The following is an 11,254-nucleotide window of genomic DNA, read 5'->3' on the forward strand; positions in this document are numbered from 1 at the left end:
CGTTATTACTCTCCACTTTCCGAGGGAGAACCGTCGTACGGCACAACGTTGCTGACTGGCTGCCACACTATTGCCCGTCTCTGAACCGGAGCTATTCTACGGATTGCTACATTTACTACTCAATTGTTCTGCTATAGTATTTCAATACAACAAATGGTAGAATTACTGCGCAAAGATTTTGTATACTCGATATAGAATCGGAAATGATGGCACCCATACAGGAGTACTTTCCTCGTCACGTCTGGGCAATTCTGTTCGGCCTGGTGACGGTCGCCGCACTCGGGCTTTTCGTGCCGCCGTCGGTGACCGAACCGCTCGGGTTCTCGGTCGTTCAGCACATCATCACCATCGGTATACTGGAGTTTGGCTCGGCTGTCAGCATCGGTGCGCTGGTCGTCGCGTACCGGGACCCACCGTCCGAGGAGGAAGAGTGGCGATACGACCCCTGACTCGGGGACGACCGTCAGCGTATTGTCCCGCGCCCGCCTGCGCTCGTGTATGCGAACGCTCGCGCTCGATGGCCGGATGGGTGCCAGCGGCGACATGCTTCTGGCTGCACTCCTCGCTGCCGGTGCCGACCGCGCCGCCCTCTCGCCCGTCGAAGACGCTCTGGATGTCCGATACGAGGTCGGCCAGACGGTGAAAAACGGTGTCGATTCGACCACCGTCGACGTGCTCTTGACCGACGTATCGAGTAGAGGTGAGTCGGACGGGGCACACGGTCACGAACACAGCCACAGCCACGACGAGACGGATGACGACGATGGCCACAGCCACGACCACGGTCACAGCGGCGACCACGACGGCGGCCACAGCCACGACCATTCCCACAATCACAGCCACGACCACACGCACGCGGAAGGGCACGGTCCAACTCGAAGCTACGCCGAAGTCGTCGATATCGTGGAGAGGATGGATCTGCCGGCAAGCGTCGAATCAGACGCGCTGGCAGTCTTCGAGATTCTCGGTGAGGCGGAGGCCGGCGTCCACGGCACTGACCTGTCGGAGACGCACTTCCACGAAGTCGGGGCCGACGACGCCATCGCAGACGTCGTCGGTGTCTGTCTCCTGCTCGCGGACGTCGATCCTGACAGAATCGTGACGACGCCACTGGCGACGGGCGGTGGTGAGATGGAGATGTCTCACGGGACCTATCCAGTCCCGACACCCGCTGTCGTCGAGATCGCCGAACGCGCGAACTGGCAACTCCGCGGCGGCCCAGTCGAGGCCGAACTGCTGACCCCCACCGGCGCAGCGATTCTCGCACACGTCGCAGACGGTGTCGAGCATCTTCCGTCGATTGCCATCGAGCATTCCGGCTACGGTGCTGGTGGCTATACCTTTGCTTCACATCCGAACGTCCTCCGGGCAATCGTCGGGGAGACGACCGGCGACCTCACCCGGGACTCGATTACGATTCTGGAGACGAACCTCGACGACGTCTCCCCGGAGATTCTCGGCGGACTACAGGAGACGTTAGTCGAAGCGGGCGCGCGTGATGTCTCTATCGTCCCGCTGACGATGAAAAAATCCCGCCCGGGACACCTCGTGAAAGTCGTCGTCAAACCAGCGGACGCACAGCGTATCGCTCGCCGACTCGCCGAGGAGACGGGGACGCTCGGCATCCGAGAGTACGGCACTGGCCACCGCTGGATTGCCGACCGCGAGCAGACGAGCGTGACAATTTCCCACGGCGGAACCGAATACGAAATTGCTGTCAAGAGTGCCAGTGCCGACGGTGACACCTACGACGTGAGCGCGGAGTACGACGACGCGCTGACCGTGGCTCGTGAGACGGGCCTCCCGGTCAGGGAGGTTATGCGTCGGGCGGAGAACGCCGTTCGGGAAGGATAGTCGGTGTCAGGAGTCGGTAGTCATCCCTCTCGGTGTTCGTCGAGCGCTTCCTCCAGCGTGAGGTCGCCGCTTGCGACTTTCCGAGCCAACGTCTCACTGATTGCGCGATTTCCCTCGCTCTGTTCGCGCGAGCGGTTCTTGATTCGCTGGAGTTCACCCGCTGTCGGTTCGATGTCACGGGAGGTAACCTGTTCGCCCTCGATGTGTGCGATGTTCACTGCCGCGAGTACGTCACCCATTCCGCGCGTGCCCGTCCCCAGATACGGCGTCGTCCCCGTTTCGTCGACGAGTTCGACCGGCAGGTCTTCGATATCGTCGATGATGCGAGCGCCGACCAGGCGCGCACCGTCGCCGATGCGGACGAGCGGCTCCGGCACGCCGTCGAGTTCTTCCCGGACGACATCGGCAGCCTGTTCGGCTGGCACCTGGAAGGTTGCGACGACTCGGTCGCCGACGAGGACGGCGATGCCTGGCCGGTCGCCGGGGTCGATACCCACGATCGTCTGTCCAGCGTCGTTTCGGAGCAGCCCAACCGCCTCTTCGACTGCTTTCCGCGGGTTCCCGGGGCTGGCAGTGACGACCGTCACGTCTGCCGGGACATCGTCAGGTGGGCCGATGGCTTCACCCGCGGCGATTATGACGACTGTCGCCGATTCGGGGATGGGGTCGCCGGGCTCGACGGTCGTAAAATCCACGCCGCGCTCGCGGAGTTCCGTCACGACGTCGTGGTAGACTTCGAAGTCTTCGGTGGCGACGACTATCACGACCTGCTGTTGACGGTCGGCGTACTTAGCAGTTGATCGGTTTTATCACTCTGTAGTCCAGATTGAGAGCCATGTCGCCCTCCACAGAGCCCACGCCTACCGCCGGTACTGTGACCGATGGGCGGGTGGGTCCACCGGCACTCGACGAGCGTCCCGACGACGTCTTCGCGGTCGTCACCGGTCTCTACGCGGCGTTGCTCGTCGCACCGCTGGTGACTGCGGGCGTCACCCGTGTTGTCGGCGACCCGGCGGTACTGTATCTGGTTTTCCTCGGTGGTCTTGTCTTCACGGTGGCTGTCGCCGCCATCGCGGTTCGCCGGATTCGTGGTCTGCCGGTCCGACTCGGCAGCACGCGGAAGCGGTGGCTCCCCGCACTCGTCGCACCCGGAACTGTCGCCGTCGCTGGAGCTATCCTCGTCGGAACCGGCCAGTATTCGAGCGCCGACGGACTGCTCGGGACGGTCGCCGCAGTCGGAGGGTTCGCCGCCGGTGGCATTCTCGGAATTATGGCCCGATCGCGGTACTCGAAGGCGATTACTGAACTCGCAGAGAGCCACGCAACTTGGCGTGCGGCGTGGTCCGACCGGCGGCGACGCCCGATGCAACTGCTCGGCGCGCTGGGCGTCGCTGGTGGTATTGTCGCCTTCGGCGTTCCGGTGGTCTGGAACCATCCGTTTCTCCAGCCACTGGCAAACGTGCTGATTCCGATGGGAGCGGTCGTCTTTACGTTTGGTCAGGCGCGGACGTATCACGCGACGTCGGCCGGACTCGAACAGCAGATGCCCGCCGCGCGGGCGCTCTACGAGTGGGACCATTTCGAGGGGTACACCGTCGCCGAGGATGCTATCGTCCTCCACCGACGCGCCCCGTGGCGACTCCCCCTCATTTATGACCGCGACGACATCGACGACGAAGAGGCGGTTGTCTCCGCACTCGATCAGTATCTTCCGCGGTTGCCGGTCGCGTGAAGTGGAGACGAGTCCTTTTATGCGAACGCTCACCAAGAGTTCAGTGTGAGCGACCCGATACCGACTGGCTGTGGAGCCATCGACGACCTTCTGGGTGGCGGGTTCGAACGCGGCGCGGCCACACAGGTGTACGGTCCGCCCGCTTCCGGCAAGACCAACGTCGTCCTTTCGGCGGCGATGGAAGCTGCGGCTGCCGGCCAGTCGGTGTTATACATCGACACCGAGGGCCTCTCGCTCGACCGGATGGAACAACTCGCGAGCGGGCACGCCGGACCGGATCAGTCGGTCGAGGATCTCGCGTCGCGGCTCATCATCACCGACGCGCTCTCCTTTTCGGATCAGCAGGAAGCGGTGCAGGATGCCGCCGAGTTCGCCCCGGAGGTCGATTTCATCGTGCTCGACAGCGCGACCGGGTTTTACCGGCTCGAACGGACCGAACAGGCAGAGGGCGAAGCGCTGCGGTCGGTCGCGAGGCAGATTACGCACCTGCTCTCGCTTGCGCGCAAACACGACCTCGCGGTCGGCTTTACGAACCAGGTCTTTACCGACCCTGACTCCGACCAGTCGCGGGCGCTCGGCGGACACACGCTCAACCACTGGTCTGCGATCATCCTCCGCCTGGATCGCTTCCGGGGTGGCAACCGACGAGCGACACTGGAGAAACACCACGCTCGCGAGGCGGGAACGACGGGCCAGTTCTCCATCACGGGCGACGGCCTGGAAACGACGAGCAGATGAGCGGATAGCGGTTGCAGCAGTCAGTACAGCAGGTCGTCGTCGTTTTCGACCATGTAGAGCGTACGTGCGGCGATGTTGACGGCGTGGTCGCCGACGCGTTCGAGGTCCCGAATCGTCAACAGCAGGCGATACACCTCTCGCATGAGCTGGTCGATTTCCTCCTCGTCGTTGACACCCTCTTGTTCGATAAGTTCGCGGGCGACCGTCTCGGAGGCACGCTCACAGTGGGCATCGACCGTGTCGTCGTACTCGGCGATGGCGTAGCAGCCGTCGGCACTCTCGTTGGCGTAGGCCTCCATGGCGTCCTCTATCATCCCGATGACTTCGTCGCCGATGGCCTGAATGTCAACGTCGGGAAACATGTCGCGTTCGGCCTCCAGCGTGTAGTCACCGAGGTTGGTCGCGAGGTCGGCGATGCGTTCGAGGTCGGTGATGATCTTGAACGACGCGGCGATAAAGCGAAGGTCTCCGGCGACTGGTTGCTGGAGTGCTATCAGGTCGACACACTCCTGTTCGAGTTCGAGATACATCTCGTTGATCTCGTGGTCGCCCTCGATGACGTCCCATGCGAGGTCTTCGTCTTTGCTGTCGAGTGCCGACAGCCCGCTCCGGAGCTGGTCGAGCACGACTTCGCTCATATAGAGGACTTCTTCGCGTAAATCGTCGAGTTGGTCTTGGTACCCCTCTCGTGGCATGGGTTGTGGTGTGCTGTCCCGAAATAAGTACGTTGTGCTGTCTACAGCATTCTCCCTTTGTCAACAGATGTATGGGGAGCCCTCAATAGAGTTCAGTACAGCAGTGCGTCGTCGCCCTCTGCCAGATAGTACGTGCGAGCGGCGATGTTGACGGCGTGGTCGCCGACGCGTTCGAGGTCTCGAATCGTCAGGAGCTGTCGGTTCACGTCTGCCAGCAGGTCTTCCAGTGCCGGCGTATTCGGATTCCGTGCGAGCAGATTCCGAACGAGATGGTCGGTCGCATCCGCACAGAGCCCGTCTACGTCATCGTCACGCTTAGCAAGCGCTTCACAGAGCTCTGGATCCTCGCGTGCGTACGCGGTGAGCGCGTCGTCTACCATCTCACCAACGGACTCTCCGATGGCGACGAGTTCCGAACGCGGCACAAGTTCAGTCTCGGTCTCGATGACGTACCGGCCGATGTTCGTCGCGAGGTCGGCGATGCGTTCGAGGTCGGTGATAATCTTGAACGATGCGGCGACGAATCGGAGGTCGCCTGCGACCGGCTGTTCGAGCGCGAAGAGGTCGATACACTCTTGTTCGAGATCGAGATACAGCTCGTTGATTTCGTCGTCGTTGTCGACGACGTACCGTGCCAGTCCAGGGTCCTGTTTCTCCAGCGCCGTGATTGCGTCCCGGTGGCGAGCAGCGACGGTTTCGCCCATCCCGAGGACCCCATCGCGCAGGCCATCGAGTGACTGCTGGAAGGACTTGCGTGACATTACCCGAACTTGCCGGTGATGTAGTCCTCGACGCGCTGACTCTCCGGGTTCTCGAAGATTTTGCCCGTCTCGTCGAACTCGACGAGTTCGCCACCGGTGAGGAAGACGGCGGTTTTGTCGGAGATGCGGGCCGCTTGCTGCATGTTGTGGGTGACGATGATGACCGTATATTCTTCGGCGAGGTCCTCGATGAGGTCTTCAATTTTCGACGTTGCGATGGGGTCGAGTGCGCTCGCCGGCTCGTCCATCAGGATAACTTCCGGGTCGACAGCGATAGCGCGGGCGATGCAGAGGCGTTGTTGTTGCCCGCCCGAGAGGTCCAGCGCACTCTTGTCGAGTTGGTCACTGACCTCGTCCCACAGTGCGGCTCGCTTGAGTGCTTGTTCGACCTTCTCGTCGAGGTTCGCAGTCTCATCTTGGACCCGGAGCCCGTAGGCAACGTTGTCGTAGATGCTCTTGGGGAAGGGGTTGGGATGCTGGAACACCATCCCGATCTTCCGCCGGAGCGCCACCGGGTCGACGTCGTCGTCGTAGACGTTCTTTCCGCGAAAGAGGAGTTCCCCTTCGATGCGGGCGGCGTCGACGAGGTCGTTCATGCGGTTGATACACCGCAGGTACGTCGACTTCCCACAGCCGGACGGGCCGATCATCGCCGTCACCTGCTGTTCGGGAATCTCCATGTCGACGCTCTGGAGTGCCTGTGTGTCGCCGTAGAAGACATCGAGACTTTTCGTCTCGATGACGGTCTCAGCAGTTCCAGCGGGGGAACTCGACTCTCGCCCTTCGACATCGATCGATGAGGTGACGAGTGGTTCAGTCGATGGGTCGGGTCCGGCATTCGCTGCACTGGTCTGTTGTGTTTCGGTACTCTCGCTCGAACTCGTCATGTCATTTTGTGTCATTCTATCAACTCTCTCGCTGGTACTTGTTCCGGATGATGATTGCGGTCCCGTTCATGATGAGCAACACCGCAAGCAACGTCACGACACCTGCGGCGAGGACGCCGTGTCTGAACGCGGGGTCCAGCTCGCTCGCCCAGGAGAATATCTGCCGAGGCATCGCTGCACCGAGGTCGAAGAAGCCACCTGGCGCGAGTCTCACCGACGACGCGAGTCCAATCATCAGGAGCGGCGCCGTCTCTCCGAGCGCGCGTCCGAGTGCGAGAATCGTTCCGGTGAGGATTCCCGGTATCGCCTGGGGCAGGACAACGTCACGGGTCGTCTGCCAGCGAGTTGCCCCCATCCCGTAGGAGGCTTCGCGGTGCGAATCGGGAACCGCCCGAATCGCCTCCTGAGCGGCGATGATGACGATAGGCAGGATGAGTATCCCCACCGCGAGGCCGCCCACGATGACCGACCCGGTCGGCAGGTTAACTATCCTGATAAACAGCGCAAGCGCGAGCAACCCGTAGACGACCGACGGAACGCCAGCGAGGTTGCCGATGTTTATTTCGATAAGCGTCACGATACGGCCAGTCAACCCCGTCGACGGCGCGTACTCTTCGAGATAGATGGCCGCACCGATTCCGACGGGAATGAGCATGACGACGATAATTATCATCATCATTATCGACCCGACCATCGCCGGATAGATGCCGGCTACCGTGGGGTCACGGTTGTGGGCGTTCGTCAGGAAGCCCCAGTCAAGCCACGGATTGGGCGCGGCAAATCCCAGCTGGCGGACCAGAAGTGCACCGAGGAGTACGCCGCCGATGAGTACAAGTGGGTAGATGAGCCCCTTCGTCCCCTCGTTGCGACGAACGACTCCCTCGATGTAAACGCCAAGCGGGACGACTGTGAACGTCACCAGCAGCACCCATGCGTCAGCACCGATACCGATTGCAGGGCCGGCAACGACGCCGAGGCCGGCAGCGACGACAGAGGCTCCGAGGAATGTTATCCCGTCCCGCTGGTCATCTCGTCGCCGTGCGACGAGGAGTCCGAACCCACCGCCGACTGGAACAGTTAGTGTGAGTATGAGGAGCAACCAGTCTGCCGGAAGGACCGGAATCATCAAGAACAGTTCCCGAACACTCGAAAGTCGCACGCCGAGTTCCAGCGAGACGCCTACGGACCCCAGTGCCCAGTTGAGCACCGTCATGAACTCTGCTGGAGGGACACCGAAAATCGTCAGTATCGGAGCCAGGAGTATGACGCCGAGACGTTCCAGGGCTGCTTCCTGTCTCAGTCGTGCGTGAGCGATGATAGCTCCAATAGCAACTCCGACGGAGAGTACCAGCGCGAACCACTCGACGATAGAGATGAGTTCGACGAACGTGACGAGGAAGCCACCCGAGAGTAGCAGTCCGACGATAGGGATACCAGTCGTCGCGTACGCGACTTCACCTGCGGGGTCGTCGAGCCTGTAGTAGTACAGTGCGAGTCCGACAGACGGAACGACCAGCGTCAGGAAATAAATGAGGTGCCAGCCGGGATCTGCTTCGAACGGCCGAATCGCGTCGTTGGCGACGAATAGCAACAGCACGAGAACCGCAATCAGTGCAAACGAGGTCGCTGCGAGACAGATGGCTTCGAAAGCGCGACCACGAATTCTCGTCACCTGTCCACTCGCCTCGTGCCAACCCGCTTCTTCTTTCTCTGTTGCCATTAGTGAGTCACCTCCGTCAGTTGTCTGCCGTTCGGTCGCAGCCTCGTCATTCGTACTCCTCCCTGTAGCGGGCGGCGATACGATTGCTCGCCAGATTCATCAGGAACGTGATGGCAAACAGCGTCAGTCCGATGGCGAACATACTGTTGAAGCCAGCCCCAGAGACGTTGTCAGCGGCGTTAATCTGGACCATTGCTGCAGTCATCGGCTGATTACCCATCCAGAGGTTCTGCAACGGCTCCTGGAAATCGATCAACCGGGATCGCGACCCCATAGCTACGACGACAATCATCGTCTCACCGATTGCCCGCGACAGCGCGAGAATGAATGACGAGAAGATACCGGACACAGCAGCCGGAATGACGACGCCGGTCGACACCTCGAACTTCGTTGCGCCCATTCCGTAGCCTGCCTGACGCAACGAGTCCGGGACGGCGCTCATCGCGTCCTCACTCAGGCTGGACACCATCGGAATGATCATGATGCCGACCATCAGCGATGCACTCAGTGTGTTGAACGTGTTTACTGGGAGTCCGAGCGTTCTGAGAAATGGGGTCACGTACACGAGCGCGAAGATACCGTACACGACGGTTGGAATTCCGGCGAGTATCTCCAGTGCCGGCTTGAGAACCGACCGTGCACGGTCGCTCGCGTACTCGCTCAGGTACACCGCTGCGGCGACACCGACGGGGAGTGCCACAGATGCCGCGATGACGGTCACGAGGAGGGTCCCACTGACCAGTGGAAGGACACCGAACTGCTCACGTGAGAGTAGAAATTCTGTCCCGAAAAAGAATTCGACCGGGCTGAACATCCCGAAAAACGCAATCGATTCCTTTGCGAGGAGAATTAGAATGCTCGCCGTTATAACCACCGAGAGACCTGCACATGCAAAAAATACGTATTTGTAAATCCGCTCGCGGGCCGCCTTCCCCGCCGGCCGCGACGTAATCTCACTTTCTGGTGTTTCAGTACTCATTATTAGTAGTCTCGTTCAACGAAATACGGTGATTCACTGCCGAAATTAGACGTTCGCTTCCTGGTCGAGCTTCGAGAGATTGTCGTCCCGCAGATCCGCGCTCGATGGGACGTACCCGATTTCCTCGACGATGTCGGTCTCGGCCTGCGTGAGGTAGAACTTCATGAACTCGTACACTTCCTCGCGTTCGAGTGCCGATTTCGCGGGGTAGATGAACAGCGGTCGGGCCATCGGGTAGGACCCGTCCTTCGCGTTCGCGAGGCTTGGTGCCGTACAGCCGGAGCCACCGTCGACTTCGAGCGCTTTCACCGCGTCAGTGTTGCTGTTGTAGTAGGCGTAGCCGAAGTACCCCATTGCGAACTCGTTGTCACGGATACCCTGAACGATTGTCTCGTCCTCTTCGGTGGGCTGGTGTCGAGCCGTGTGCTGCGTGTTCGAGCCAACGATGTTCTCGTTGAACCAATCGTACGTCCCCGATGTCTCAGCTGGACCGAACAGAGGAATCTCCTCGTCTGGCCAGTCCGAGTTTACCTCGGACCAGCGCTCGGCACCGCCTTCGCGCCAGATTTGACTCATCTCGTCCGGCGTAACACAGTCGATGTCGTTGTCGTTGTTGACCGCCATCGTCAGCGCGTCGCCTGCGATTCTGAACTCGACAGGCTCCACGTCGTTGCTCGAACACTGCTCAATCTCCGAGTCTTTGATCGGTCGGGATGCACCGTTGAGGTCTGCCTCACCGGGACAGAAGTGGTTCTCGAATCCACCACCACTGCCCGTCGAGTCGACAGTGACGTTGACCTTGTCGTGTTCCGCCATGAAGTCCTGTGCCATCTGGTCTGACACTGGGAACACGGTACTGCTGCCTTTGACTATGATATCTCCGGACAGCCCCTCCTCAGTATCTGTACTGGCCCCTTCCTGACAGCCTGCAAGTGCAACTGCACCGGCTGCGCCCGCTCCGACGAGGAACTTACGCCGTGATACACCGTCAAGACTTCTGTCTTGCGTCATCAGGTGAACCTGGGCGAGTTATAATAAAACCCCTTTATAATTCCCACATGTCCGACTATGTGATGACACGGACCGGTCTATTCGGAACCTAGTCGTACTTTTTACTATACACTCACAGTTTCGAACTGTTGTCTATTGAGGACTATATATCCGTTATACGCGCACCGAAACAACTCATCTCAGCACTGGTATCCAAAAACAGGTCAAATGCCCGCTATCGCCGCACAGTAGCGGAACATGTCAGCGTCACTCCGGGAGAGATTACCCGAACTTGCCGGTGATGTAGTCCTCGACGCGCTGGCTCTCCGGGTTCTCGAAGATTTTGTCTGTCTTGTCGAACTCGACGAGTTCGCCACCGGTGAGGAAGACGGCGGTCTGGTCGGAGATACGGGCCGCTTGCTGCATGTTGTGGGTGACGATGACGACGGTGTACTCCTCGGCGAGTTCCTCGATGAGGTCCTCGATTTTGGAGGTGGCGATGGGGTCGAGCGCGCTCGCCGGCTCGTCCATCAGAATCACCTCTGGGTCGACAGCGATGGCGCGAGCGATACAGAGTCGCTGCTGTTGCCCGCCGGAGAGGTCCAGCGCACTCGAATCGAGCTGGTCTTTGACCTCGTCCCACAATGCGGCTCGCTTGAGCGCCTGCTCCACTTTTTCGTCGAGATTGTCTGTCTGGTCCTGGACCCGGAGCCCGTAGGCAACGTTGTCGTAGATGCTCTTGGGGAAGGGGTTGGGATGCTGGAACACCATCCCGATCTTCCGCCGGAGCGCCACCGGGTCGACGTCGTCGTCGTAGACGTTCTTTCCGCGAAAGAGGAGTTCCCCTTCGATGCGGGCGGCGTCGACGAGGTCGTTCATGCGGTTGATACACCGCAGG

The 11,254-nt window shown here is 60.5% G+C and carries 12 protein-coding genes; 4 read left to right on the plus strand and 8 right to left on the minus strand.

Translation table 11 applies throughout. The features are described from left to right. Nucleotides 1-206: 206 nt before the first annotated feature. Both WDJ60_RS12085 and larC read left to right on the plus strand, forming a co-directional pair. Complete coding sequence (locus WDJ60_RS12085; RefSeq protein ID WP_340100708.1) at nucleotides 207-449, plus strand: hypothetical protein; 243 nt, start codon at nucleotides 207-209, stop codon at nucleotides 447-449. A gap of 49 nt (nucleotides 450-498) precedes the next feature. Next, nucleotides 499-1,854 (plus strand): nickel pincer cofactor biosynthesis protein LarC, encoded by a 1,356-nt coding sequence (gene larC / locus WDJ60_RS12090; protein WP_340100710.1) that lies wholly within the window; start codon nucleotides 499-501, stop codon nucleotides 1,852-1,854. A 20-nt stretch (nucleotides 1,855-1,874) separates the two neighbouring features. Here larC and WDJ60_RS12095 read toward each other — a convergent pair whose 3' ends face one another. Further along, nucleotides 1,875-2,618, minus strand: coding sequence for a hypothetical protein (locus tag WDJ60_RS12095; protein ID WP_340100712.1), 744 nt, complete (start codon nucleotides 2,616-2,618; stop codon nucleotides 1,875-1,877). 71 nt (nucleotides 2,619-2,689) lie between these two features. Between WDJ60_RS12095 and WDJ60_RS12100 the strand changes: the two genes are divergently transcribed. Both WDJ60_RS12100 and radB read left to right on the plus strand, forming a co-directional pair. Continuing rightward, a complete protein-coding gene (locus WDJ60_RS12100) occupies nucleotides 2,690-3,586 on the plus strand; it encodes a hypothetical protein (protein WP_340100714.1) in 897 nt (298 codons plus the stop codon). Between the two features lie 45 nt (nucleotides 3,587-3,631). After that, a complete protein-coding gene (gene radB, locus WDJ60_RS12105) occupies nucleotides 3,632-4,324 on the plus strand; it encodes a DNA repair and recombination protein RadB (RefSeq protein ID WP_340100715.1) in 693 nt (230 codons plus the stop codon). A gap of 20 nt (nucleotides 4,325-4,344) precedes the next feature. Here radB and phoU (WDJ60_RS12110) read toward each other — a convergent pair whose 3' ends face one another. The 7 genes from phoU (WDJ60_RS12110) to WDJ60_RS12140 form a co-directional block, all read right to left on the minus strand. Beyond that, a complete protein-coding gene (gene phoU, locus WDJ60_RS12110; protein WP_340100716.1) occupies nucleotides 4,345-5,019 on the minus strand; it encodes a phosphate signaling complex protein PhoU in 675 nt (224 codons plus the stop codon). Nucleotides 5,020-5,111: 92 nt separating this feature from the next. Next, a complete protein-coding gene (gene phoU, locus WDJ60_RS12115; protein ID WP_340100718.1) occupies nucleotides 5,112-5,780 on the minus strand; it encodes a phosphate signaling complex protein PhoU in 669 nt (222 codons plus the stop codon). Beyond that, entirely contained in the window at nucleotides 5,780-6,682 is a 903-nt protein-coding gene (pstB, locus tag WDJ60_RS12120; RefSeq protein WP_340100720.1) for a phosphate ABC transporter ATP-binding protein PstB, read from the minus strand. The genes phoU (WDJ60_RS12115) and pstB overlap by 1 nt, the downstream gene beginning before the upstream one ends. Nucleotides 6,683-6,686: 4 nt before the next feature. Next, complete coding sequence (gene pstA / locus WDJ60_RS12125; RefSeq protein ID WP_340100722.1) at nucleotides 6,687-8,387, minus strand: phosphate ABC transporter permease PstA; 1,701 nt, start codon at nucleotides 8,385-8,387, stop codon at nucleotides 6,687-6,689. A 46-nt stretch (nucleotides 8,388-8,433) separates the two neighbouring features. Further along, nucleotides 8,434-9,366 (minus strand): phosphate ABC transporter permease subunit PstC, encoded by a 933-nt coding sequence (gene pstC, locus WDJ60_RS12130; protein WP_340100724.1) that lies wholly within the window; start codon nucleotides 9,364-9,366, stop codon nucleotides 8,434-8,436. A gap of 45 nt (nucleotides 9,367-9,411) precedes the next feature. Beyond that, nucleotides 9,412-10,377: a PstS family phosphate ABC transporter substrate-binding protein gene (locus WDJ60_RS12135; RefSeq protein WP_340100726.1), complete on the minus strand. Its 966-nt coding sequence runs from the start codon at nucleotides 10,375-10,377 to the stop codon at nucleotides 9,412-9,414. A 261-nt stretch (nucleotides 10,378-10,638) separates the two neighbouring features. Further along, nucleotides 10,639-11,254: phosphate ABC transporter ATP-binding protein (locus WDJ60_RS12140; protein WP_340100728.1), on the minus strand; the 616-nt coding region annotated here is incomplete at its 5' end.

It is taken from the genome of Salinibaculum salinum, assembly GCF_037645885.1.
In the GTDB taxonomy this organism is placed as follows: Archaea; Halobacteriota; Halobacteria; order Halobacteriales; family Haloarculaceae; genus Salinibaculum; species Salinibaculum salinum.